Source organism: Variovorax sp. P2_H12 (genome assembly GCF_056403395.1).
Map to the genome: position 1 here is coordinate 56,107 of NZ_JBFUFO010000024.1, position 25,182 is coordinate 81,288.

A 25,182-nucleotide genomic window follows, 5' to 3' on the forward strand; every position below is an offset into this window, starting at 1 on the left:
CCGCGATGGCTGTGGGGCCCGCAGCGCGGGATAACGCGTCGCGCGACCGTGCGTCGCATGGCGACGCGCGTCTGTGCGATTCGCTGGGAGCAGGGAGACGGCAGCCGCAAGACTTGCCGAGAAGAGAAAAAAATTTCCCCCGTGGGCCTGAAGACTGGTTCTCTTCAGAGGGGAAATTTGGTAGGCGCGATTGGACTCGAACCAACGACCCCCACCATGTCAAGGTGGTGCTCTAACCAGCTGAGCTACGCGCCTGAGGTTGTATTCGAGAGGCCGAAGTATAGCAGGCTATTTGGGCACTTTTCAGCGGCGTCGTGCAGAACGCACACCGGCCACCGCGGCGACCACGCCGAGCACCTGCTTGAGCCGCGTGACATCGGCGATCTCGATCGTGAAAGTCATCCATGCGGTGCCCTTCACCGATTGGGTCTGCACGCCGATCACGTTCATCTTCTCGCGCGCGAGAACGTCCGAGATGTCACGCAGCAGGCCCTGCCGGTCGGCCGCCTCCACCGCGATGTCGACGGCGTAGACGGAGCCCGCATCGCCCTTCGGCGCACCCCACTCCACATCGATCACCCGCTCGCCGTTCTGCGCCGCCATCGTGCGGAAGTTGCTGCAGTCCGAGCGATGCACGCTCACGCCATGGCCCTTGGTCACGAAGCCGCGGATGGCGTCCGGCGGCGCCGGCTTGCAGCACTTGGCGAGCTGCGTCATCAGCGACGAGACGCCGACCACCAGCACGCCGCCACGGCCCGCCTGCTCGCTGCCGCGCGACTTCTTGATGATGACGCCGTCATCCGGTCCCGGCGCGGGCTCGGGCGGGCGCAGCAGCATCTCGATGTTGCGCAGCGAGAACTCGTCCTTGCCCACCACCTCGAACAGGTTGTCGGCCGACTTGAAGCCCAGCTGCGAGGCGAGGTCGTCGAGCTTGAGCGCGGTCTTGCCTTCGCGCTGCAGCAGCTTCTCGACCGCCTCGCGGCCACGCGCCACGGTCTCGTGCGTGATCTGCGCGTTGAACCAGGCGCGCACCTTGGCGCGCGCCCGATGGCTGGCCAGATAACCCAGGTCGGCATTGAGCCAGTCGCGCGACGGGCCGCCCTCCTTGACGGCGATGATCTCGACCGTCTGGCCGTTCTGCAGCGGCGTGTTGAGCGGCACCATCGCACCGTCGACGCGCGCGCCGCGGCAGCGGTGGCCCAGGCTGGTGTGCACGGTGTAGGCGAAGTCGACCGCCGTCGCGCCCTGCGGCAGCTCGACGATCGCGGCGTCGGGCGTGAGCACGTAGATACGGTCGTCGAACAGGCCCTGGCCGCGCTGACCGCCCGAGAGGTCGCGCTCCCAGGCCAGCAGTTGCCGCAGCACCGCGATCTTGGCGTCGTATTCACCGCTGGCCCAGACGCCCGCATAGCCCTTGTGGCCGGCCTCCTTGTAGGCCCAGTGCGCGGCCACGCCGTGCTCGGCATGGTCGTGCATCTGCTCGGTGCGGATCTGGATCTCGATCGGCTTGCCGACATGACCGTCGACCACGTCGCGCACCACCGTGTGCAGCGACTGGTAGCCGTTGGGCTTCGGTCGCGCGATGTAGTCGTCGAACTCCTCGTCGATCGGCTGGAAGTGCGAGTGCACCCAGGCCAGCGCCGCATAGCAGTCCTTGACATCGGCCACCACGACGCGCAGCGCCATGATGTCGAACACCTGTTCGAAGTCGAGCGACTTGCCGCGCATCTTCTTGACGATGCTGTAGATGTTCTTCGGCCGCCCCTGCACCTTGGCCTGGATGCCCTCGGCGGCCAGGTCGCGTTCGAGGCGGACACGCAACTGCTCGACATAGCCTTCGCGCTCGATGCGCTTCTCGTCGAGCAGGCGCGCGATCAGCTTGTAGGTCTCGGGCTCGAGGAATCGGAAGGACAGGTCTTCGATTTCCCACTTGACCTGCCAGATGCCCAGCCGGTTCGCCAGCGGCGCGAACACCTGCAGCGATTCGCGCGCCACGTTCTCGGGCAGCGGCTGCTTGCTGGCCGCTGCGTGCCGCAGGGTCTGCAGCCGCGAAGCCAGTCTCAGCATCACCACGCGCAAGTCGCGCGAGAACGCCAGCAGCATCTTGCGCACGTTCTCGGTCTGCGTGCCGGCACCGTCGGCCAGATGGGCGTTGGCGGCGGCCGTGCGGGCCTGCTTTTGCACGTGCACGAGCTTGGTGGTCTCGACCGCGAGCGCCGCGAAGTTGTCGCCGAACACCTTGGCGATCACCTCCTGCGGACGGTTCAGGTGCTGGCACGAATAGACCAGGTAGCTGGCAGCCTGCATGGCTTCGGAGCCGCCCATCGCGCGAACGATCGCGGCCACCGCATCGGCATGCGCGAGCGTGTTCTCGCCGGTGTCCAGCGTTTCGTCGGCGATCAGGGGCTCGGCGAAGGCGCGCGCGCGGGCCAGCATGTTCTCCATCACCGGCGCGCGCTCGGCGGTCGCCGCGGACAGCGGGTAGTCGACCACCAGCGAGTCGGACGGCGCGGACGCGTGCAGGTTGGACTGTTCGCGCTTCACGGGTTCGACCGCCTCGAATGCGACTGCCGTCCGGCAAGCCCGCGAGCTTCACGAGGAACGTGAGAAAGGGCGGACTCGATCATGGAAAGGGCGGAATCTCGATGAAGATAATGGGCTCGTTGCATCCTAATTCATTCGGAGATTGTCATCATGCTCAAAGGCAAAACCGCGCTTGTCACGGGGTCCACCAGTGGCATCGGGCTCGGCATCGCGAAAGCGCTCGCCGGCCAAGGCGCGAACATCGTTCTCAACGGCTTCGGCGATGCGGAGGGACCGAAGTCCGAGATCGCCGCGCTCGGCGTGAAGGTCGAGCACCACGGCGCCGACATGAGCCGCGCCGCCGACATCGAGGACATGATGAAGTTCGCCGCCAGCCGCTTCGGCCGCGTCGACGTGCTCGTGAACAACGCCGGCATCCAGCATGTCGCGAAGGTCGAGGACTTTCCGGTGGAGCGCTGGGACGCGGTGATCGCGATCAATCTCACGAGCGCCTTCCACACCACACGGCTGGCCGTGCCGGCGATGCGTGAAGCCAACTGGGGCCGCATCATCAACATCGCCTCCGCGCATGGCCTGGTGGCCTCGGCGCAGAAGTCGGCCTATGTCGCGGCCAAGCACGGAATCGTCGGCCTCACCAAGTCGGTGGCGCTCGAGACCGCCACCACCGGCGTCACCAGCAACGCGATCTGCCCGGGCTGGGTGCTGACCGCGCTGGTGCAAAAGCAGATCGACGACCGCTCGGCGCGCGAAGACATTTCGCTGGCGCAGGCGCAGAACGAACTGCTAGGCGAGAAGCAGCCTTCGCTGCAGTTCACCACGGTGGAGCAACTGGCCGGTCTCGCGGTGTTCCTGTGCTCGCCGGCGGCCGACCAGGTGCGCGGCGTCGCCTGGCAGGTGGACGGCGGCTGGACCGCCCAGTAGCCGCGCCCTGCCCGGCTGCCCGCGGCTACTTCAGCTGCACCGAGCCCGAGACGTTGACCACCACGTTGGCCTTGCCGGGCTCGATCGGCACCGGGGCGTCGGAGGCGGACTTCGCCGCCGCTTCCATCGCCATCATGCGCGGCTGCACGGGGCCGCCGAGATGGGCGTTGACCGCCACTTCGCGCAGCGTGTAGCCGCTGAAGCCGAAGCGCTTGGCGAGCTCGTCGGCCCGCTGCTTGAAGTTGTCGATCGCCACGGCCTGCGCCTCGGTCTGGGTCTTCGCCTGCTGTTCGCGGCTCAGGCCGAAGCCGATGTTGGCGATCGTCAGCGTGTTGATCCGGGCCGCGGTCTGCGTGATGCGCGGGAAGTCCCGGCCCTCGAGCACCAGCGAAGCCGTCCCGCGCCAGCCGGTCATCTTGCCATCGCGGCTGTAGCGCGGCGCCAGATTGAAATTGCCGGTGCGAACGTCGAGCTGGCCCGGCTGGGCGTTCTTGCGCGCCTCAGCCAGCGCAGCGTCGAGCGCGGTGCGCAGCTGCGCCTGCACCGTCGCCGCATCCGCCGCCTCGCGGGTGGTGTTGAGCGTCATGCTCAGCAGGTCCTGCTGCACCTCGACCGTCGAATCGGCCGACAGCTGAAGCACGTTCTGGGGCGGCGGCAAGGTCACGCCCTGGGCCCAGGCGGCGCCAGCGCCCATCAAGACGGCACAGGCCGCCATCCATTTGACATTGTTCAAATCAGCAAATCCTCGGATGAAAGAAAAAGAAGGCCCGACGGGCCGCGGCTCAGGGCCGCTGGCTGCGCGGGGTGGTCAGCGCACCCTTGGACGGCGCGACCGGCATCATGCGCTCCGCCGGCTGCGATTCTGCCGACCGCACGACTTCCGGCGCCGGCGCCCACTGCTGGCGCACCTGCTGGCGCAGTTGCGCCAGCTCGGCGGGCGACAGGCGCCGCCCGGCGCCGCCATCCCGCGCTTCGACACGGGGGGCGCTGCCCATGCCCAGCATCCCGGCGGGACCGGCCCAGGTCGGCAAGCCCCAGGAGGCAAGCAGCAATGACAGCACGAGGAAGTTGGATTTCATGGCGACAAAAGGTGACGACAGGTCACTGTGCCATTGCCTTGCAAGGCGCAGACGTCCCGACCGCTAGCGTCCGCAAGTTTTGTAACTTAGTGTCAACACCTACCCCAAAGCCGGCCAATGGACCCTTAACGGCTTCAGAATTGGCGCTGTTACAAATTCGGCGTTGTGAAAATGAATCAAGCTCCCGCTCGCACAGACAAGATCGTGATCGTCGACGACGACGCACGCATCCGCGACCTGCTGCGTCGCTACCTGACCCAGGAAGGTTTCGAGGTCATCGTGGCGGAAGACGGCAAGGCTCTCAACCGCATCCTGCTGCGCGACACGGTCGACCTGATCGTGCTCGATCTCATGATGCCCGGCGAGGACGGCCTCTCGGTCTGCCGCCGCCTGCGTGCGGCCAACGACCGCACGCCGATCATCATGCTGACCGCCAAGGGCGAGGACGTCGACCGCATCGTCGGGCTCGAAGTCGGCGCCGACGACTATCTCGGCAAACCCTTCAACCCGCGCGAACTGCTGGCCCGGGTGCATGCGGTGCTGCGCCGGCGGCCGCCGCTGGAGGCGCCCGGTGCCCCGTCGACCGACAACGAGACCGTGAACTTCGGCCCCTTCAGCTTCGACCTCGGCTCGCGCACCCTCAAGAAGGACGGCGAGGAACTCTCGCTGACCACCGGCGAGTTCGCGATGCTGAAGGCGCTGGTCCGCCATCCGCGGCAGCCGCTGTCGCGCGAGAAACTGGCGCAGCTGGCGCGCGGGCGCGAATTCGAGCCCTTCGACCGCAGCCTGGACGTGCAGATCTCGCGCCTGCGCAAACTGGTCGAATCCGACGCCGCGGCGCCGCGCTACATCCAGACGGTCTGGGGCGTCGGCTACGTGTTCGTGCCGGACGGCACGACCTGAAGCGCTGACGGACGTGGCCGCAGGCATCGGCCCCCAGACCACCCAGCCCAGCCCGCTCGAGGACAGCACCCAGGGCACGCTGCCGAGTCCTCTGGGCAGCATCGGCGCGCGCCGGCGCAGGAAGCGGCTGCACCTGGGGCTCAGTCTCTTCTGGCGCACCTTCTTCCTGCTGGTGCTGCTGCTGGTGGGCTGCACGGTGGCCTGGCTGCAGACCTTCCGCGCGCTGGAGTACGAGCCGCGCGCGATCCAGACCGCCCACCAGATCGCCTCGCTGGTGAACCTGACGCGCGCGGCGCTGGTGTACTCCGACGCCATCACGCGCGTGTCGCTGATCAAGACCCTGGCCGACCAGGAAGGCGTGCGGATCCTGCCGCGCGAGCCCGGCGACCGCTTCATGCCCTACACCAGCGGTGCGCTCGACCAGCGGGTGACCGAGGAGCTGATCGCGCGGCTCGGCGAAGGCACCACCGTCGCGAGCCGCGTCAACGAGGAGCCGGGCCTGTGGATCGGCTTCACGATCGAGAGCGACACCTACTGGCTGCTGGTCGACCCGACGCGCTTCAGCCGCCTCGACCGCCGCACCTGGATGATCTGGCTGGCGACCACGATGGCGCTCTCGCTGGCCGGCGCGGCGTTGATCACCCGGCTGATCAACCGGCCGCTGAAGCAGCTGTCGCAGGCCACGCTGCAGGTGCGCGAGGGCGAGTACGAGGCGCACCGGCTCGACGAACGGGCCCGCACCAACGAGATCCGGGCGGTCAACGTCGGCTTCAACCGGATGGCCGACCAGCTCGCCAAGATCGAGCAGGATCGCGCCGTGATGCTGGCCGGCATCTCGCACGACCTGCGCACGCCGCTGGCGCGGCTGCGGCTCGAGACCGAGATGAGCGTGGCCGACGAGGACGCGCGCGACCACATGGCGGCCGACATCGCGCAGCTCGACGCGATCATCGACAAGTTCCTCGACTACGCGCGGCCCGACCACGTCGACTTCCGGCCGGTGCTGCTGCGCGACGTGATCGACGCCTGCACCTACGCGGTGCAGGACCACGAGGACATCAAGATCACGGTCGACGTGCCGGCCGACCTGCGGGTGATGGCCGACGAGGTCGAGCTGCAGCGGGTGATCTCCAACCTGGTCGAGAACGCTCGCCGCTACGGCAAGACGCCTTCCACCGGCGTCGCCGACATCATGATCCAGGCCCAGGCGCACAACGACGCCGTGCTGATCAAGGTGCGCGACCACGGCGCCGGCGKCGCGCCCTCGATGCTGTCGCAGCTGAGCAAGCCCTTCTTCCGCGGCGATGTGGCGCGCACCTCGGCGGCCGGCGCCGGACTGGGGCTGTCGATCGTGACCAAGAACATCGAGCGCATGGGCGGCACCTTCGCGCTCACCAGCACGCCGGGACGCGGGCTGGCGGCCCACATCCGGATGCCGCGCGCGGCCTCGGTCAAGCCCGACGCCGCGGCGGCCAAGGACAAGCCGGGATCCGCGACCGGGCCGAACCACAAGGCCTGACGGGCTGGCCCCCACGCTCCGTCACTTCGTGTCATGCCGCCTTGCGCCGCGGCTCGCGCGCCGCGCCGCTGATTTCTTCCACCACGTCGGCCAGGATCTCGAATGCCGGCCTGATCCTCTCGCTCGGCACACAGCCGTAGCCGAGCAGCAGCCCGGCCTGGGCGGCCTTGGCCGTGCTGTAGTAGGCGCTCAGCGGCCGGGCGATGATGCCGCGCTCCATGGCCTCGCGGCACACCGCCCAGTCGTCGCGCAGCTGCGGCAGGCCCAGCACCAGATGCAGGCCAGCCTCGTCGCCCATCACCGGCAAGGCTTCGCCGAAGCGGCGCTCGACGGCGGCGATCAGCAGGCTGCGCCGCTCGGCGTATAGGCCGCGCATGCGCCGGATATGCGAGGTGAGGTAACCCTCGTTGATGAACTCCGCCAGCACCGCCTGCTGCATCAGCTGGCCTTCGCGGTAGAGCTCGGCCAGGCCGAGCGAGAACAGGTCGGCCAGCGGCGCCGGCACCGCCATGTAGCCCACGCGCATGCCGGGAAACAGGGTCTTGCTGAAACTACTGAGGTAGATCACCTGGCCGTTGTTGTCCAGCCCCTGCAACGAGGCCAGCGGGCGGATGCCGAAGCGGAATTCGCTGTCGTAGTCGTCCTCGATGATCCAGCAGTTGTGCAGGCGCGCGTACTCCAGCAGCATGCGCCGCCGCGCCAGGCTCATCACCATGCCCAGCGGGTACTGGTGCGAAGGCGTGCAGATGATCAGCCGCGGCGGGCGCGCCAGGTGTTTCGCGTCGGGGTTGATGCCCTCGCCATCGACCGGGATCGGCGTCAGCTTCAGCCCGGACGACAGCAGGATGCCGCGCAGCCCCCAGTAACACGGCTCCTCGATCCACACCTGGTCGCCCACGTCGCAGAGCAGGCGTACCGCCAGGTCCACCGACTGGTGGATGCCGGTGGTGATGACGATCTGCTCGGGCTGGCAGTTGGCCGAGCGGGCCACGCGCAGATAGTCGGCCAGGGCGCGGCGCAGAGGCCGGTAGCCGCCACCGGGCGCGTAGGTCATGAGTTCGGGCTTGGGGTTGCGCCAGATGCGGCTTTGCAGGCGGTTCCATGACTTGAGCGGGAACTCGGTCACGTCCGGCACGCCGGGCATGAAGGCGCCCCACTGCTGCTTGGACACGCCGCTGAGTTCGATGGTGCGCTTGCCGCGCGCCGACAGGCGGTGGCGGTCGCGCACGGCGCGGCGCGGCGCGCCGGCCGGGCCTTCGTCCACGCGGTCGGGCGTGGTGTCGGCCACATAGGTGCCGCTGCCACTTTGGGTTTCGACGTAACCCTCGGCCAGCAGTTGCTCGTAGACCTGGATCACGGTGTTGCGCGCAATCGAGAGATCGGCACCCAATGTGCGCGAGGACGGCAACTTGGCACCGGCGGCCAGCCGCCCGGAGAGGATGGCCTGCTGAAGCAGGCGGAACAACTGGCGGTAGGCCGGCTCCTCGGCAGCGGTGTCAAGATGTTCAAGCAGCCAATCGGACAGGATGGAGTCCATGCTTACCCCTAGAAAGTGGTTCCATGAGAATGCATCAAATGGTTCTTCAGTATAGGACCGAAAGTCTCGACACTCCGGCCACGCTTCAACCGATGCCAGCCGAACCGAGGACCACCCAATGAACAACCAGACACTGCAACAACGCAAAGACGCCGCCACCCCGCGCGGCGTGGGCGTGATGTGCAACTTCTACGCCGACCGCGCCGAGAACGCCGAGCTGTGGGACGTGGAAGGCCGCCGCTACATCGACTTCAGCGCCGGCATCGCCGTGCTCAACACCGGCCACCGCCATCCGAAAGTGGTCGCCGCGATCCGCGCGCAGCTCGACCGTTTCACCCACACCGCCTACCAGATCGTGCCCTACGCCTCGTATGTAGAACTGGCCGAGCGCATCAACAGCGTCACACCCGGCAGCCATGCCAAGAAGACCGCGTTCTTCAGCACCGGCGCCGAGGCGGTGGAAAACGCGGTGAAGATCGCCCGTGCCGCCACCGGCCGTCCCGGCGTGATCGCCTTCGGCGGCGGCTTCCATGGCCGCACCATGCTCGGCATGGCGCTGACCGGCAAAGTCGCCCCCTACAAGGTCGGCTTCGGCCCCTTCCCCGGCGACATCTACCACCTGCCCTTCCCGAACGCGCTGCACGGCGTGACGGTGGACGCGGCACTGAAGGCCCTGCAGCAGCTGTTCAAGGCCGACATCGACGCTGCCCGCGTGGCAGCCATCATCATCGAGCCGGTGCAGGGCGAAGGCGGCTTCTACATGGTGCCGCCCGAGTTCATGCGCGCCCTGCGCGCGGTGTGCGACCAGTACGGCATCCTGCTGATCGCCGACGAGGTGCAGACCGGCTTTGCCCGCACCGGCAAACTGTTCGCCATGGAGCACTTTGACGTGCTGCCCGACCTGATGACGCTGGCCAAGAGCCTGGCCGGCGGCATGCCGCTGTCGGCGGTGTGCGGCCGCGCCGAACTGATGGACGCAGCGCAGCCTGGCGGCCTGGGCGGCACCTATGCGGGCAACCCGCTGGCGGTGGCCGCGGCGCATGCCGTGCTCGACGTGATCGCCGAGGAACGACTGGCCGAGCGTGCGCAAGGCCTTGGCGAAAAGCTCAAGGCCCGGCTCAACCGCATCCGCAAGGAAGTGCCGCAGATCACCGACGTGCGCGGCCCCGGCGCCATGGTGGCGGTGGAGTTCAGCCACCCGACCACCGGCGAGCCCGACGTCGAATTCCTGCGCAAGGTGCAGTCACACGCGCTGGCCCATGGCCTGCTATTGCTGAGCTGCGGCACCTACGGCAACGTGATCCGTTTCCTGTTTCCGCTGACCATTGCCGACACCATCTTCGACGAGGCGCTGGACATCCTGGAAGACGCGCTGCGCCAAGCCTGAAGCCAACCACCCCCCGCTGGAACCCACCATCATGCGCAACGACAACCACAGCGACAACGACGTCCTCGTCAGCTTCCGTGGCGTGAAGAAGACCTACGATGGAGAACACCTGGTCGTCAAACAGCTCGACCTGGACATCTACCGTGGTGAATTCCTTACCCTGCTCGGCCCTTCGGGTTCGGGCAAGACCACCTGCCTGATGATGCTGGCCGGGTTCGAATTCCCCACCAGCGGCGAGATCCGGCTCGACGGCAAGCTGCTCAACCGCGTGCCGCCGCACAAGCGCAACATCGGCATGGTGTTCCAGAACTACGCGCTGTTCCCGCACATGACGGTAGCCCAAAACGTGGGCTACCCGCTGCAGGTGCGCGGCATCGGCGGCGACGCGCGCCAGCGCCAGGTGCACGAAGCCTTGCAGATGGTGCGCATGGAAGCTTTCGGCGAACGTTTCCCCGCGCAACTCTCGGGCGGACAGCAGCAGCGCATCGCCCTGGCCCGCGCGCTGGTGTTCAAGCCGCAGCTGGTGCTGATGGACGAGCCGCTCGGCGCGCTCGACAAGCAGCTGCGCGAACACATGCAACTCGAACTCAAGGCGCTGCACCGCCAGCTCGGCGTGACTTTCGTCTACGTCACGCACGACCAGGGTGAGGCACTCACCATGTCGGACCGCGTGGCCGTGTTCGACCAGGGCATCATCCAGCAGATCGATCCCGTCGGCGCCTTGTATGAAACGCCGGGCAACGCCTTCGTGGCCGGCTTCATCGGCGACAGCAACCGCCTGCAAGGCCAGATCGGCCAGCGCGACGGCGACCGCTGCACGCTGAACCTGCCCGGCGGCCATGTGCTGCGCGGCATGCGCATCGGCGAAGCGACGCCCGGCCAGGCGGCCACCGCCAGCATCCGCCCCGAACGCATGCGGCTGGTGGACGCAGCCGACACCGCAGCGGCCGGCAACATCCTGCGCGGCAGTGCCGCCGGCATGATCTATTTCGGCGACCACGTACGCCTGCAGTGCGACTTCGCCGACCAGCCGCAATGCTTCGTCAAGGTGCCGCTCGACACGCCCGCGCTGGCGAGTCTCGCACCGGGGCAACCGGTCGCCCTCGCATTCGAATCCGAACACCTGCGCATCTTTTCCTGAGTCCTCTTCCCCCCGCCCCGCCCCGCCCCCGCCCCCGCCAAAACTGAAAGGCTTTTCACCATGCAACGCTTCACCCTCTACTCCACCGCGGCCGCCGCGCTGCTGACCTGTGGCCTGGTCAGTGCCAAGGATCTGACCGTCGTCAACTTCGGCGGCGCCAACGGCAATGCCCAGAAAGTGGCATTCACCCAGCCCTACGAGAAACAGACCGGCAACAAGATCGTCGGCGTTGAGTACAACGGCGAACAGGCCAAGGTGAAAGCCATGGTCGAGGCCAAGCGCGTGACCTGGGACCTGGTCGAAGTGGAAACCGGCGACCTGGCGCGCGGCTGCGAAGAAGGCCTGTACGAGAAGCTCGACTACAGCAAGATCGGCGCGAAGAGCAGCTTCATCCCTGAAGCCCCGCAGGAATGCGGCATGGGCATCTTCGTCTGGTCCACCGTGCTGGCCTACAACAGCGACAAGCTCAAGACCGCGCCCACCGGCTGGAAGGACTTCTGGGACGTGAAGAAGATCCCCGGCAAACGCAGCATGCGCAAGACCGCGCTGTACAACCTCGAATTCGCCTTGATGGCCGACGGCGTGCTCGCCAAGGACGTCTACAAGGTGCTGGCCACCAAGGAAGGCGTGGACCGCGCCTTCAAGAAGCTCGACGAAATCAAGCCCTTCATCCAGTGGTGGGAAGCCGGTGCGCAGCCGCCGCAGTTCCTGGTGGCCGGCGACGTGGTGATGAGCACCGCCTTCAACGGCCGCATCGACGCCGCGCGCCGCGAAGGCAAGGCACTGAACGTGGTGTGGGACGGCGGCATCTATGACCTCGACTACTGGGCCATCCCCAAGGGCACGCCGAACAAGGACCTGGCGCTCGAGTACATCGCCTTCAGCGTGGCGCCGGCGCAGCAGGCCGCCTATGCCAAGAACATCGCCTACGGCCCGGTGAACCAGGCCGCCATCAAGCTGCTCGACGCCAAGACCCTGGCCGACCTGCCCAACGCGCCGGCCAACAGCAAGAACGCAGTGCTGCTCGACGGCGCCTTCTGGACCGACCACGGGGAAGAGCTGCAGCAGCGCTTCACCGCCTGGGCTGCCAAGTAAGCCGGTCACTTGTCAAGACTGCCAAGATGAACGCCGTCACCGCCCTGCCGCCATCACCGGGCGGTGCCGCGTCCGCCCCGACCATGAACGACGAACCCACCCCCACCACAGCGACCGCCGCCAGCCAGCGGCGGCTCAAGCAGGAGTTGCGCCGCGCCGAGATGCGCAAAAGGGCGTCAGCGCTCGCGCTGATCGCCCCGCTCGCGCTGTTTCTGCTGGTGGTGTTCGCCGTGCCCATCGCCGCGCTGCTGCAGCGCGCCGTGTCCAGCCCTGAAATTCCGAACGCACTGCCGCAAACCGTGGCCGTGCTCGCCAAGTGGGACCGCCAGGCCCTGCCGCCCGATGCCGCCTACAGCGCCTTGGCCTCCGACCTGGCCACCGCCCGCCAGGGCAACAGCGCGGGCGAACTCGCTCGCCGGCTCAACAACGAGATCAGCGGCTACCGCTCGCTGGTCACCAAGACCGCGCGCGCCATGCCGGTCGACGGTGATGCGGCACACGTCAAGGAAGCCCTGATCGCCATCGACCCGCGCTGGGGCGAGTTGCCCTACTGGCAGGCCATCGCCAAGAATGCCAGCCGCACCACGCCCTTCTTCCTGCTGGCCTCGCTCGACCTGCAGCAGGACAACTTCGGCAACATCCACAAGGCTCCGCCCGAAGGCGCCATCTATCTCGACATCTTCGGCCGCACGCTGTGGATCGGCGCGCTGACCACCGGCCTGGCGCTGCTGATCGCGTTTCCGCTGGCTTATTGGGCTTCCACCCTGCCGGCGCGCCAGGCCAACCTGGTGATGATCTGCGTGCTGATCCCGTTCTGGACGTCGGTGCTGGTGCGCATTGCCGCCTGGGTGGTGCTGTTGCAGCAGTCGGGTCTGGTCAACACCGGATTGATGGCGTTGGGCGTCACGAACACGCCGCTGGCCCTGCTGTTCAACCGCACCGGCGTGACCATTTCCATGGTGCACATCCTGCTGCCCTTCATGATCCTGCCGCTGTACAGCGTGATGAAGGCCATTCCGCCAACCTACCAGCGCGCGGCCATCTCGCTGGGCAGCCACCCGTTCGCCGCGTTCTGGCGTGTCTACGTGCCGCAGACCTATGCCGGCATCGCCGCCGGCGTGCTGCTGGTGTTCATCACCGCCATCGGCTACTACATCACCCCCGCGCTGCTCGGCGGGCCGGGCGACCAGATGGTGAGCTACTACGTCGCCTACTTCACCAACCAGGCCGTCAACTGGGGCATGGCCTGCGCGCTCGGTGCCCTGCTGCTGGTGGCCACGCTGGTGCTGTACGCGGTCTACCAGCGCATCTCCAAGACCAATGCCAACGCGAACGTGAGGTGAACCCGATGCGCACACTGCTCCCCACCTTCCCGCCCTACACCTCGCTGGCCGAGCGCGCCTGGTACTACACACTGCGTGGCCTGTGCGCGCTGGTGCTGCTGTACCTGGTGCTGCCGATCCTGGCCATCGTGCCGCTGTCCTTCAGCGACAGCAGCTTCCTGGCCTACCCGATCGCCGGCTTCTCGATGCGCTGGTACCAGAACCTGTTCGAGGCCGAGGAGTGGATGCGCGCGGCCAGGAACAGCTTCATCGTGGCACCGGCCGCCACCTTGATCGCCACCGTGCTCGGCACCTTGGCAGCCACCGGCCTCAGCAAGGCCGAGTTCCGCGGCAAGGGCCTGCTGATGGCCGTGCTGATCTCGCCGATGGTGGTGCCGGTGATCGTGGTCGGCGTCGGCATGTATCTGTTCTTCGCGCCGCTGGGCCTGTCGGACAGCTACACCGCGCTGATCCTGGCCCATGCGGCGCTCGGTGCGCCGTTTGTCGTCACCACCGTGCTGGCTACGCTGCAGGGCTTCAACCACAACCTGGTGCGTGCCAGCCTGAGCCTGGGCGCGGGGCGGCTGACCACCTTCTTTCGCATCACCCTGCCGCTGATCGCGCCGGGCGTCATCTCGGGCGCGCTGTTCGCGTTCGCCACCTCGTTCGACGAAGTGGTGGTCACGCTGTTCCTGGCCGGCGCCGAGCAGGTGACGCTGCCGCGCCAGATGTTCACCGGCATCCGGGAAAACATCAGCCCGACGATTGCCGCGCTGGCGACGATCCTGATCCTGTTCTCTACCTCCCTCCTGCTCGCGCTCGAATGGCTGCGCGGTCGTGCAGCCAAACGCGGCGAATGAGATTGCGCCCCACAACTTGATTGAAGGATTTGTATGTTGAAACTCCGCAAACCGGAACTCTTGCGCCAACAGGCTTACCTGGACGGCCGCTGGTGCGATGCCGACAGCAGTGCCAGCTTCGCCGTGACGAACCCAGCCACCGGCGACGTGCTCGGCCATGTGCCCGAAATGGGCGCGGCCGAAACCCGCCGCGCGATCTTGGCCGCGCAGGCCGCCTGGGCTGGCTGGCGCCGCAAGACGGCCAAGGAGCGCAGCGCCATCCTGCGCAGGTGGAATGACCTGATGCTGGCGAACGCCGACGACCTGGCCGCCATCATGACGGCCGAACAGGGCAAGCCGCTGGCCGAATCCAAGGGCGAGATCGCCTATGCCGCGTCGTTCATCGAGTGGTTCGCCGAAGAGGGAAAACGCGTCAACGGCGACACGCTGCAGTCACCGGCGAATGACAAGCGACTGCTGGTTGTGAAGGAGCCGATCGGCGTCTGCGCCGCCATCACACCCTGGAACTTCCCGGCCGCGATGATCACCCGCAAGGCCGGGCCCGCATTGGCCGCCGGCTGCACCATGGTGCTCAAGCCCGCCGAAAGCACGCCGTTTTCCGCGCTCGCGCTGGCGGTGCTGGCCGAAGAGGCCGGTGTGCCAGCCGGCGTGTTCAGCGTGTTGACAGGCGATGCACGCGCCATCGGCGGCGAACTGACCGCCAACCCGATCGTGCGCAAGCTCAGCTTCACCGGCTCCACCGAGGTCGGCCGGCTGCTGATGGCGCAGAGCGCGCCGAGCGTCAAGAAGCTGTCGCTCGAACTTGGCGGCAACGCGCCCTTCATCGTCTTCGACGACGCCGACCTGGACGAAGCCGTCACCGGCGCCATCGCCTCCAAATACCGCAACGCCGGCCAGACCTGCGTCTGCGCCAACCGCCTCTATGTGCAGGACGGCGTGTACGACGCCTTCGCCGCCAAACTCGTCCAGGCCGTGCAGGCGCTGAAGGTGGGCGCGGGCACCGAGCCCGGGGTCGAACAGGGCCCGCTGATCGACGAAGCTGCGGTGGACAAGATCGAGTCGCACATCGCCGACGCCCTCGCCAAGGGCGGCAAAGTGCTGACCGGCGGCAAGCGCCACGCACTCGGCCACACCTTCTTCGAGCCCACCGTGGTGGCCAACGCCAGCCCCGGCATGCTGGTGGCACGCGAGGAAACCTTCGGCCCGCTGGCGCCGCTGTTCCGCTTCCGCACCGACGCCGAGGTGGTGCAGATGGCCAACGACACCGAGTTCGGCCTGGCCAGCTACTTCTACAGCCGCGACATCGCCCGCATCTGGCGCGTGGCCGAGGCGCTGGAATACGGCATGGTCGGCATCAACACCGGCCTGATCTCCAATGAGGTGGCACCTTTTGGCGGCGTGAAGCAGTCGGGCCTGGGCCGCGAAGGTTCGTCGTATGGCATCGACGATTACGTGGTGGTGAAGTACCTGTGCATGGGCGGATTGAAGAGCCTTTGAACTCTTCCTGGTGAAAGCGGCAGGCACCGTTGGAAGCGATTCCCGGCCTTGCAGAACGATGCGACGTGGGCCAAGGTCGCGGCCGCGGTCGCAGACGCCTTTGGCTGCCCAAGGCAGGCGCCGGCCTAACGGTGCAGCAGGACGACGGCGCGCGCTTCCATCGCCCTGCCTTCGCCCACCGGGCCCAGCTTCTCGGCGGTCTTGGCCTTGACGTTCACCTGCTCGACCGCAATGCCGAGCGCGGCGGCGATGCGCTGGCACATCGCCGGGATGTGTGGCGCCAGCTTCGGCGCCTGCGCGATCACGGTGCTGTCGATGTTGCCCACCTGCCAGCCCGCGGCACGCACGCGGCGCGCAGCCTCGGCCAGCAGCACCGACGAGTCCGCGCCGCTGAACTGCGCATCGGTGTCGGGGAAATGGCGGCCGATGTCGCCGAGCCCGGCAGCACCGAGCAGCGCATCGGTGATCGCATGCAGCAGCACGTCGGCGTCCGAATGGCCCAGCAGCCCGGTGCTGTGGGGCACCTCGACGCCTCCGAGGATCAGCTTGCGGCCGGCCACCAGCTGATGGACGTCCCAGCCCTCGCCGATGCGGATGTCGAAACCGTTCATGACGTGCTCCGGCGGCTGCGCAGGATCGACTCTGCGAGCGCGAAGTCCTCCGCATAGGTGAGCTTGAAGTTCTGCGCGCTGCCCGGCACCAACAGCGGTGCCAGGCCGATGGCCTCGATCGCGCTGGCCTCGTCGGTCACCGCATCGCCGCTGCGCTCCAGCGCGTCGAGCAGCATGCCGATGCGGAACATCTGGGGCGTCTGGGCCAGCCACTTGTCGGCGCGGGTCGGCGTGCTCGCCACCCGGCCTTCGGGCGTGGCGACCTTGAGCGTGTCCGCCAGCCGGTGGGCCAGCAGGCCGCCGACCGCGTCGTGCTCGCAGGCCGCGATCAGGGCCTCGATCTGGCTCGGCGTGACCAGGCAGCGCGCGGCGTCGTGCACCAGCACCCAGTCGTGCGGGTCGGCGCCGAGCTGCCGCAGCGAGCGCAGCCCGTTGCGCACCGTCGCGGCGCGGCTGGCGCCGCCGACCCGCAGCAGGTGTTCGCCCGTGGCCGGGAAGCGCGGCAGCACGATGCCGACGTCGGGATCGGCCGGCGCCACCACCAGCGCCAGGCCGGCGAAGGTTCCGGCCAGGGCGCGGAAGGCCTCCAGCGTGTGCTCGACCATCGGACGGCCGGCGATCCGCTGGTACTGCTTGGGGCCGGTGCTGCCGGCACGGCTGCCCGAGCCCGCGCAGGGGATCAGGACGAAAAGACGGGAAGCGGACATGGGATGAATGGCGGCCAGCGACTAAGGGGCAGCCATTCTAGAATCGGGCTTCGCACACCCTTCGCCGACCGGCGCGGGGTGTTCTGCATTTCCCGGGCACTCCATGGACCTCCCCCAACTCACGGCGGGCAAGCGCTTCACGCTGCCGCGCCCTCCGCTGTCGGCCGACGCGCTGATGCTGGCGCAGCTGGCCGAACGCGAGAAAGCGGCCGGCCGCGCGACCGCGGTGTTCACCGCCGACGCCAACGACGCCCAGCGGCTGATCGACGAGATCGCCTTCTTCGCGCCGGGCCTTCGCTGTGCGCTGTTTCCGGACTGGGAGACCCTGCCCTACGACAGCTTCTCGCCGCACCAGGACCTGATCAGCGAGCGGCTCGCGACCCTCTGGCGCATCAGCCAGAAAGAGGCCGACGTGGTGCTGGTGCCCGCCACCACCGCGCTCTACCGGCTGGCGCCGCCGGCGTTCCTGGCCGGCTACACCTTCCATTTCAAGAGCGGCCAGAAGCTGCAGGACTCGAAGCTCAAGGCCCAGCTCACGCTGGCCGGCTACACCCATGTGACGCAGGTGGTGAGCCCGGGCGAGTACGCGGTGCGCGGCGGCCTGATCGACCTGTTCCCGATGGGCTCGCCGGTGCCGTTCCGGGTCGACCTGTTCGACGACGAGATCGATTCGATCCGCACCTTCGACCCGGACACCCAGCGCAGCCTCTACCCGGTGCCCGAGGTGCGGCTGCTGCCGGGCCGCGAGTTCCCGATGGACGACGACGCGCGGACGCGTTTTCGCAGCCGCTGGCGCGAGTTGCTCGAGGGCGACCCGACCCGCAGCCGGATCTACAAGGACATGGGGAACGGCGTCGCCACGGCCGGCATCGAGTACTACCTGCCGCTGTTCTTCGAGGAGACGGCGACCGTCTTCGACTACCTCGGCACCGATGCCACGGTGGTGCTGCACGGCGACCTGGAGCCGGCCTTCCAGCATTTCTGGCAGGACACGGGCGAGCGCTACCGGCTGGTGCAGGGCGACCCCGAACGGCCCGCGCTGCCGCCCGAGGCGCTGTTCCTGAATGCCGAACAGTTCTACCAGCGCGCCAAGCCGCATGCGCAGCTGGCCATCCGCGGCGAGGCGGCCGCCGACCGGCCGCCCTACGCCGAGTTCGACACCCTGCCGCCCTTCGCGGTGGTGCGCGGCGCCGACGACCCGCTGGTCAAGCTCAAGGAACATATCCGCAGCACGCCGCACCGCGTGCTCGTGATCGCCGAGAGCGATGGCCGGCGCGAGAGCCTGCTCGATTTCCTGCGCGCCAGCGGCGTCGGCCCGCCGGCCTTCGACTCCCTGGCCGAGTTCGAGGCCTCGCCCGACGAAAAGATCGGCATCGCGACCGCCGCACTGGTGGCGGGCTTCGCCTGGCGCGAACAGGGCATCGACTTCGTCACCGAGACCGAGTTGTTCGCCACCGCGCCGGCGACCCGGCGCCGCAACAAGAAGCAGGAACAGGTCAGCGACGTCGAGGCGCTGATCAAGGACCTGAGCGAACTCGCGATCGGCGACCCGGTGGTGCACTCCGCGCACGGCATCGGCCGCTATCGCGGCCTGGTCAACATGGACCTGGGCCAGGGCCTGGACGCCGAGGGCAAGCCGCTGCTGCAGGAGATGCTGCACCTGGAGTACGCCGACCGCGCCACGCTCTACGTGCCGGTGTCGCAGCTGCACCTGGTCAGCCGCTACACCGGCGTCTCTGCCTCCGAAGCGCCGCTGCACAAGCTCGGCTCGGGCCAGTGGGAAAAGGCCAAGCGCCGCGCGGCCGAGCAGGTGCGCGATTCGGCCGCCGAGCTGCTCAACATCTACGCGCGGCGGGCGGCGCGCGAGGGCCATGCCTTCCGTTTCTCGGCCGCCGACTACGAGGTGTTCGCGAACGACTTCGGCTTCGACGAGACCGCCGACCAGAAGGCCGCGATCCACGCCGTGATCCAGGACATGATCTCGCCGCAGCCGATGGACCGGCTGGTCTGCGGCGACGTCGGCTTCGGCAAGACCGAGGTCGCCTTGCGCGCCGCCTTCGTCGCCGTCACCGGCGGCAAGCAGGTGGCCTTCCTGGCGCCCACCACGCTGCTGGCCGAGCAGCACTACCAGACGCTGGTCGACCGTTTCGCCAAGTGGCCGCTGAAGGTGGCCGAGATGAGCCGCTTCCGCTCGGCCAAGGAGATCACCGCCGCCGCCAAGGGGCTGGGCGACGGCAGCGTGGACATCGTGGTGGGCACCCACAAGCTGCTGTCGCAGTCGGTCAAGTTCAAGAATCTGGGTCTCTTGATCATCGACGAGGAGCACCGTTTCGGCGTGCGCCACAAGGAGGCGATGAAGGCCATGCGCGCCGAGGTCGATGTGCTCACCCTCACGGCCACGCCGATCCCGCGCACGCTGGGCATGGCGCTCGAAGGGCTGCGCGACCTCAGCGTGATCGCCACCGCGCCGCAGCGGCGGCTCGCGATCAAGACCTTCGTTCGCAACGAAGGCACCGGCGTGATCCGCGAGGCCGTGCTGCGCGAATTGAAGCGCGGCGGCCAGGTCTACTTCCTGCACAACGAGGTCGAGACGATCGAGAACCGGCGCCAGAAGCTCGAGCAGATTCTGCCCGAGGCGCGCATCGCGGTGGCGCACGGGCAGATGCCGGAGCGCGAACTCGAGCGCGTGATGCGCGACTTCGTGGCCCAGCGCTACAACCTGCTCCTGTGCTCGACCATCATCGAGACCGGCATCGACGTGCCGACCGCCAACACCATCGTGATGAGCCGCGCCGACAAGTTCGGCCTGGCGCAGCTGCACCAGCTGCGCGGCCGCGTCGGCCGCAGCCATCACCAGGCCTACGCCTACCTGATGGTGCCGGACATCGACGGCCTGACCAAGCAGGCGGCGCAGCGGCTCGACGCGATCCAGCAGATGGAGGAGCTCGGCTCGGGCTTCTACCTCGCGATGCACGACCTCGAGATCCGCGGCGCCGGCGAAGTACTGGGCGAGAACCAGAGCGGCAACATGCTGGAGATCGGCTTCCAGCTCTACAACGAGATGCTGGCCGAGGCCGTGCGTTCGCTCAAGGCCGGCCAGGAGCCCGACCTGCTGGCGCCGCTCTCCGTCACGACCGAGATCAACCTGCATGCGCCGGCGCTCCTGCCCGACGACTACTGCGGCGACGTGCACCTGCGCTTGTCGTTCTACAAGAAGCTCGCGACCGCCAGGACGCCCGACCAGATCGACACCCTGCTGGAAGAAATCGTCGACCGTTTCGGCAAGCTGCCGCCGCAAGGACAGACACTGATCGACGTGCACCGGCTGCGCGTGCTGGCGCGGCCCTACGGCGTGATCAAGGTCGACGCCGCACCGGGCGTGATCCACATCACGTTCAAGAAGGACCCGCCGGTCGATTCGATGAACATCATCCAGCTGATCCAGAAGAACAGGCACATCAAGCTCGCGGGCAACGAGAAGCTGCGCATCGAGCGCGAGCTGAAGGAACCCAGGGAGCGCGCTCAGATGGTGCGCGACGTGCTGCGCAGCCTGGGCCAACCCAAAGTACAGGAGCCGGCACCGGCATGAAAGAACTCTCTCCCGGCCTGGTCGTCCAGCGCTTCACGCCGCCGCTCGCGCTCGCCGACTTCAAGCTGATCGCGTTCGACATGGACTCGACGCTGATCAACATCGAGTGCATCGACGAGATCGCCGACGCGGTCGGCAAGAAGGCCGAGGTCGCGGCCATCACCGAGGCCACGATGCGCGGTGAGATCAAGGACTTCAAGGAAAGCCTGCGGCGCCGCGTGGCCCTGCTGAAAGGCGTTCCGGTGGCTTCGCTGCAGCAGGTCTACGATCAGCGGCTGCGGCTGAATCCGGGCGCGGAGCAGTTGGTCGCGGCCTGCAAGGCGGCCGGCCTCAAGGTGCTGCTGGTCTCGGGCGGCTTCACCTTCTTCGCCAACCGCGTGAAGGATCGCTTGGGGCTGGACTTCGCGCGCTCGAACCTGCTCGACGAAGCCGACGGCCAACTGACCGGCAGTGTCGTGCAGCAGTCCTGGGGCGACATCTGCGACGGTGCCGAGAAGCGCCGCACGCTGCTGGAAGTCGCTTCGCTGCTGGGCATCTCGGCGGCCGAGACGATCGCGGTGGGCGACGGCGCCAACGACCTGCCGATGATGGGCGAGGCCGGCCTCTCGGTGGCTTATCACGCGAAGCCGAAGGTGCGCGAACAGGCGATGGTCGCGATCAACGAAGGCGGCCTCGACCGCCTGCTCGAAGTACTGCGGTGACCGCCATGCCGGACGACGAGCTCCCTCCGCCCAGCTCGGAGACGCTGCATGGCGATCGCCGGGGCGGTGTCGAGCATGGTGCGATCCACAAGCCGATCCACACCTCCGTGCAGTACGGATTCGACCGCGTCGAGGACCTGATCGGCGTCTTCCAGGGCACCCTCAAGAACAGCTTCAGCTATGCCCGCCAGGGCACGCCGACGACCGCCGCGCTCGAAGCCAAGATCAGCCGGCTCGAACAGGGCATCGGCAGCATCTGCTTCGCCAGCGGCATGGCCGCGCTGAGCGCCCTGTTCCTGACGCTGCTGCGCGCGGGCGATCACCTGGTGGCCAGCCGCTACGTCTTCGGCAATACCAACAGCCTGTTCGGCACGCTGGGCGATCTGGGCGTGGCGGTCAGCAAGGTCGATGCCGGGTCAGCGGACCAGGTTCGCGCGGCGCTGCGGCCCGAGACCCGCATGGTGTTCGTCGAGACCGTCGCGAACCCCGGCACCCAGATTCCCGACCTCGAGGCCATCGGCGCGCTGTGCCGCGAACGCGGGCTGCTTTACGTGGTGGACAACACGATCACCTCGCCGGCCCTGTTCCGCCCGAAGACCGTGGGTGCCGGGCTGGTCGTGAACTCGCTGACCAAGACCATCGCGGGGCACGGCGCGGCACTGGGCGGCGCGGTCACCGACACGGGCGAGTTCGACTGGCGGGCCTATCCCAACATCGCGGCCAGCTACCGCGCGATGGACCCGCGGCAATGGGGCCTGCAGCAGATCCGCAAGAAGGGCCTGCGCGACATGGGCGGCACGCTGGCACCCGAGCAGGCCCACCGCATCAGCCTGGGCGCCGAGACCCTGTCGCTGCGGGTGGCGCAGACCAGCGCCACCGCGCTCGCGCTGGCGCGCTTCCTCGAAGCCCATCCGGCGGTCGACCGGGTCCACTACCCGATGCTCGAAAGCCATCCGCAGCATGCGCTCGCGATCCGACACTTCAAGGCCGGCTCCTGGCTGCTGGCCTTCGAGCTGCGCGACAGCGCACGCATGCCGCCGATGCTCGACCGGCTGCAGCTCGCGATCAAGGCCACCGGCCTGGGAGACAACCGGACGCTGGTGATCCCGGTGGCGCCGACGATCTACTGGGAAGCCGGCCCCGTGGTGCGCGCCGAGATGGGCATCGCCGACGGGCTGGTCCGGGTCTCGGTCGGGCTCGAGTCGGCCGACGAACTGATCGCGGATTTCGAACAAGCCATCGCCTGACCGGCCGGAGCCGCCTCGGGTTGTCGTCAGGAGCCCATGCGGACTTCCGGCGACCCCCGAGGGCGCTTCGCGTCAGAGCCCGATCAAGCCGCCGTCGTCCTTCGTGATCACCACCGTGGCCGAGCGCGGGCGTGCCGTGCCACCCTCGGGCCAGTGGCTGCCGAACAGGGTCGGGTTGCCGATGTTGGCCGCCGGCGTGGTCTCGCCCGGGTGCTGGATGTTGACGAACAGCGCACGGCCGTCGCCGGATTCGGCGATACCCGTGATCTCGCAATCCTTCGGACCGACGAGGAAGCGACGCAGCCCGTCCGTGCCCGGTGCCTTGCCGACCAGGGTCGCCTGCGTGGCGCTGGTCGCACCGTCCACGTTGGTGATGGTCTTCGCGCCACCATCGCCGACTTGTCCCGGCAGGGCCGCCAGCATCATGCAGTTGGTCACGTCCGTGTACTTGCCGTCGTCGGTCTCGAGCCAGAGCAGGCCGGCGGTCGCCGAACTGAACCACATGCCGTCGGGGCTGGAGAAATCGTTGTCGGCGACCAGGCTCGACAGGTTGACGTCGGCCGACGCGGTGGAGCGGGCGCCGAACAGATAGACGTCCCACTTGAAGGTCGTGGCGGCCGGGTTGCCGTTCGCGTCCGCGAAGCGGACGACATGGCCGTTCGGATTGCCCTTCTGCGCGGTCGCCCCCTTGGGGTCGTTGTAGGAACGCGGATTGGCGGCGTCGGTGCCGCCCACGAGCCGCGCCGCGTTGTTGGTGAGGGTCACGTACACCTCGCCGTTCTTCGGGTTGACGGCCGCCCACTCCGGCCGGTCCATCTTGGTCGCGCCGGCCGCGTCGGCCGCGAGCCGGGTATTGACCAGCACCTCCACCGCATCGGTGAAGGCATAGGCGGCGTTGCCGGCCGTGATGCCATTGACGCCGAGTGCGAGCTCGAGCCAGGTGCCCGTGCCGTCGGCGTTGAACCGGGCGACGTAGAGCTTGCCGTCGTCCATGTACTTGTCGCCGGCCGCGATGCCGCCGTTGACGTCGGCCGCGTCCCACGCCTTGGTCGAGACGAACTTGTAGATGTACTCGTTCTGCGCGTCGTCGCCCATGTACCAGACCAACGGTTTGCCGACCACGACCGGGCCGAGGCAGGCGCCCTCGTGGCCAAAGCGGCCCAGCGCGGTGCGCTTCTTCGGCGTGCTGGCGGGCGTGAAGGGGTCGATCTCCACCACCCAGCCGTAGGTGTTGGCGCCGTTGCGATAGTCGTCCACGGCGCTGGCGGCGCCGCCGACGACCTCCGTGTTCCAGCGGCCATAGAGGTTGTCGCTCGTGTCGGGCGTGACGGTGGCCCAGAGCTCGCGGCCGGCGCCGGCGACGCCGTAGCGTCCGAAGGCCGCGATCTCCTTCGGGCTGCGGTTCAGGTTGTCGGTCGCCGCGATGCGGCGGAAGTAGCCGGCCCAGTTTTCCTCGCAGGTGAGATAGGTGCCCCAGGGCGTGGTGCCGTTGGCGCAATTGTTGACCGTGCCGCGGGTCTTGCTGCCGTCGCTCGAGTACTTGGTCTTCAGGTAGTCAGTCTTCGCCGCCGGTCCGGAGAACTGCATCTCGGTCAGCGTGTGGACGCGGCGGTTGAAGGCCGAGTCCTGCTTGTAGCTCCAGGCGGTGCCGTTCCTGGCGACCTCGATCACGCTCACGCCGTGCAGGAAGAACTCGCGCTGCACCTCGGCGGCCACGCTGCGCACCGCGGCGTTGCCGGTGCCGACGATGGTCTGGCCGGTGGGATGCAGGAACAGCGCCGTGATGGCTTCGTGGTTCATCGCGAGCAGGCCACGCGCCGCGGCGGCCGGGTCCCACTTGTTCGAAGCGTTGATGCCGAAGAAGGTCATGCCGTCGTGATGGTCGCCGGCACGCCGGTCGTAGCTGGCGGGCGCATCGGTGCCGTCGTTCAGGTAGGCCGGCACGCCGGCCGCGATCGGGTCGCCGAGGCGGTACAGGACGCTGGCGGTATAGCCCGGGGGCACCGAGACCACGTCGGCCAGGCTCTTCGGCACGGCGGTGAAGCCGAGCTTGGCGGCGGCCGGCGCTGGGGCAGGCGCCGGCACGGGTGCCGGTGCCGGGGCTGGCGCAGGGGCCGGTGCCGGGGCGGCAACAGGAAGGAAGCCGTTGCTGCTGCCGCCGCCGCCACAGGCCTGCAACAGCGCGACACTGGCGCTGCCGACGCCGAGTCCGAACAGGTTGCGGCGGCTCAGGCGCGCTTCGACCAGATCGCTGAAGGAAGGATTCGATGTCTTGTTGTAGCCGATGTCGTCCTGGTCGATCGATGGAGCTTCCGTCGGAAGTTTCGCGGTCATGCGGGTGGTCCTTTTTATGGGTGTGAAGATCGGGAGATCAACCCATGAAGGTAGGGGCGACGGATGACGCGGCGACGAAAGTGATGTGTCAGTGGCGTGACAGCGCCTTAGACGCCGCGCGGATCCGACCGGCACCGTGCCTCGCGATCCGGACGCGCAAGGGCACGGGCGGCGCGCCGAGCCGCGCG

General features: G+C 68.0%; 19 protein-coding genes and 1 tRNA gene. 12 read left to right on the top strand and 8 right to left on the bottom strand.

Annotated elements, in window-relative coordinates:
• Positions 1-178 precede the first annotated feature (178 nt).
• Positions 179-255 (bottom strand) — tRNA-Val (locus tag AC1DYK_RS18700).
• 48 nt (positions 256-303) lie between these two features.
• Entirely contained in the window at positions 304-2,445 is a 2,142-nt protein-coding gene (locus AC1DYK_RS18705) for a RelA/SpoT family protein (protein WP_478167704.1), read from the bottom strand.
• Positions 2,446-2,694: 249 nt separating this feature from the next.
• On the opposite strand from AC1DYK_RS18705, the gene AC1DYK_RS18710 reads away from it, so the two are divergent.
• Positions 2,695-3,465 (top strand): 3-hydroxybutyrate dehydrogenase, encoded by a 771-nt coding sequence (locus AC1DYK_RS18710; RefSeq protein WP_478090365.1) that lies wholly within the window; start codon positions 2,695-2,697, stop codon positions 3,463-3,465.
• A 25-nt stretch (positions 3,466-3,490) separates the two neighbouring features.
• Here the strand turns inward: AC1DYK_RS18710 and AC1DYK_RS18715 are convergent, their stop codons facing one another.
• Positions 3,491-4,180: an SIMPL domain-containing protein gene (locus tag AC1DYK_RS18715; RefSeq protein ID WP_478167705.1), complete on the bottom strand. Its 690-nt coding sequence runs from the start codon at positions 4,178-4,180 to the stop codon at positions 3,491-3,493.
• Positions 4,181-4,247: 67 nt separating this feature from the next.
• Positions 4,248-4,544 (bottom strand): hypothetical protein, encoded by a 297-nt coding sequence (locus AC1DYK_RS18720; protein ID WP_478167667.1) that lies wholly within the window; start codon positions 4,542-4,544, stop codon positions 4,248-4,250.
• A gap of 171 nt (positions 4,545-4,715) precedes the next feature.
• Between AC1DYK_RS18720 and ompR the strand changes: the two genes are divergently transcribed.
• Positions 4,716-5,447 carry an osmolarity response regulator transcription factor OmpR gene (gene ompR, locus AC1DYK_RS18725; protein ID WP_028250078.1) on the top strand — a complete coding sequence of 244 codons (732 nt, stop codon included), beginning with the start codon at positions 4,716-4,718 and terminating at the stop codon, positions 5,445-5,447.
• A gap of 79 nt (positions 5,448-5,526) precedes the next feature.
• On the top strand, positions 5,527-6,966 hold the full coding sequence (locus AC1DYK_RS18730; protein ID WP_478167706.1) for a sensor histidine kinase: 1,440 nt from the start codon (positions 5,527-5,529) through the stop codon (positions 6,964-6,966).
• A 31-nt stretch (positions 6,967-6,997) separates the two neighbouring features.
• Here AC1DYK_RS18730 and pdxR read toward each other — a convergent pair whose 3' ends face one another.
• The gene (gene pdxR, locus AC1DYK_RS18735) at positions 6,998-8,503 is read right to left on the bottom strand and encodes a MocR-like pyridoxine biosynthesis transcription factor PdxR (RefSeq protein WP_478156008.1); all 1,506 of its coding nucleotides are present in this window, start codon (positions 8,501-8,503) and stop codon (positions 6,998-7,000) included.
• A 118-nt stretch (positions 8,504-8,621) separates the two neighbouring features.
• On the opposite strand from pdxR, the gene AC1DYK_RS18740 reads away from it, so the two are divergent.
• The 6 genes from AC1DYK_RS18740 to gabD all read left to right on the top strand — a co-directional run bounded on the left by AC1DYK_RS18740 (position 8,622) and on the right by gabD (position 15,805).
• The gene (locus tag AC1DYK_RS18740; protein ID WP_478167668.1) at positions 8,622-9,890 is read left to right on the top strand and encodes a 4-aminobutyrate--2-oxoglutarate transaminase; all 1,269 of its coding nucleotides are present in this window, start codon (positions 8,622-8,624) and stop codon (positions 9,888-9,890) included.
• Positions 9,891-9,921: 31 nt separating this feature from the next.
• Entirely contained in the window at positions 9,922-11,031 is a 1,110-nt protein-coding gene (locus tag AC1DYK_RS18745; protein WP_478167669.1) for an ABC transporter ATP-binding protein, read from the top strand.
• A gap of 60 nt (positions 11,032-11,091) precedes the next feature.
• Positions 11,092-12,126 (top strand): ABC transporter substrate-binding protein, encoded by a 1,035-nt coding sequence (locus AC1DYK_RS18750; RefSeq protein ID WP_478167670.1) that lies wholly within the window; start codon positions 11,092-11,094, stop codon positions 12,124-12,126.
• Between the two features lie 83 nt (positions 12,127-12,209).
• Positions 12,210-13,469 carry an ABC transporter permease gene (locus AC1DYK_RS18755; RefSeq protein WP_478167707.1) on the top strand — a complete coding sequence of 420 codons (1,260 nt, stop codon included), beginning with the start codon at positions 12,210-12,212 and terminating at the stop codon, positions 13,467-13,469.
• A 5-nt stretch (positions 13,470-13,474) separates the two neighbouring features.
• Complete coding sequence (locus tag AC1DYK_RS18760; protein ID WP_478167671.1) at positions 13,475-14,308, top strand: ABC transporter permease; 834 nt, start codon at positions 13,475-13,477, stop codon at positions 14,306-14,308.
• 33 nt (positions 14,309-14,341) lie between these two features.
• Positions 14,342-15,805 (top strand): NADP-dependent succinate-semialdehyde dehydrogenase, encoded by a 1,464-nt coding sequence (gene gabD / locus AC1DYK_RS18765; RefSeq protein WP_478167672.1) that lies wholly within the window; start codon positions 14,342-14,344, stop codon positions 15,803-15,805.
• Between the two features lie 125 nt (positions 15,806-15,930).
• Here the strand turns inward: gabD and ispF are convergent, their stop codons facing one another.
• Both ispF and ispD read right to left on the bottom strand, forming a co-directional pair.
• A complete protein-coding gene (gene ispF, locus AC1DYK_RS18770) occupies positions 15,931-16,416 on the bottom strand; it encodes a 2-C-methyl-D-erythritol 2,4-cyclodiphosphate synthase (protein ID WP_478087863.1) in 486 nt (161 codons plus the stop codon).
• The gene (gene ispD, locus AC1DYK_RS18775) at positions 16,413-17,123 is read right to left on the bottom strand and encodes a 2-C-methyl-D-erythritol 4-phosphate cytidylyltransferase (RefSeq protein ID WP_478087862.1); all 711 of its coding nucleotides are present in this window, start codon (positions 17,121-17,123) and stop codon (positions 16,413-16,415) included. The genes ispF and ispD overlap by 4 nt, the downstream gene beginning before the upstream one ends.
• Positions 17,124-17,226: 103 nt before the next feature.
• On the opposite strand from ispD, the gene mfd reads away from it, so the two are divergent.
• Genes mfd through AC1DYK_RS18790 form a run of 3 tightly spaced genes read left to right on the top strand, consistent with a single transcriptional unit; the run spans position 17,227 to position 22,660 of the window.
• Positions 17,227-20,712: a transcription-repair coupling factor gene (mfd, locus tag AC1DYK_RS18780; protein WP_478167673.1), complete on the top strand. Its 3,486-nt coding sequence runs from the start codon at positions 17,227-17,229 to the stop codon at positions 20,710-20,712.
• Positions 20,709-21,413: a phosphoserine phosphatase SerB gene (gene serB / locus AC1DYK_RS18785; RefSeq protein WP_478087859.1), complete on the top strand. Its 705-nt coding sequence runs from the start codon at positions 20,709-20,711 to the stop codon at positions 21,411-21,413. The genes mfd and serB overlap by 4 nt, the downstream gene beginning before the upstream one ends.
• 5 nt (positions 21,414-21,418) lie before the next feature.
• A complete protein-coding gene (locus AC1DYK_RS18790; RefSeq protein ID WP_478167674.1) occupies positions 21,419-22,660 on the top strand; it encodes a cystathionine gamma-synthase family protein in 1,242 nt (413 codons plus the stop codon).
• 72 nt (positions 22,661-22,732) lie between these two features.
• Here the strand turns inward: AC1DYK_RS18790 and AC1DYK_RS18795 are convergent, their stop codons facing one another.
• A complete protein-coding gene (locus AC1DYK_RS18795) occupies positions 22,733-24,994 on the bottom strand; it encodes a PhoX family protein (RefSeq protein ID WP_478167675.1) in 2,262 nt (753 codons plus the stop codon).
• Positions 24,995-25,182 lie beyond the last annotated feature (188 nt).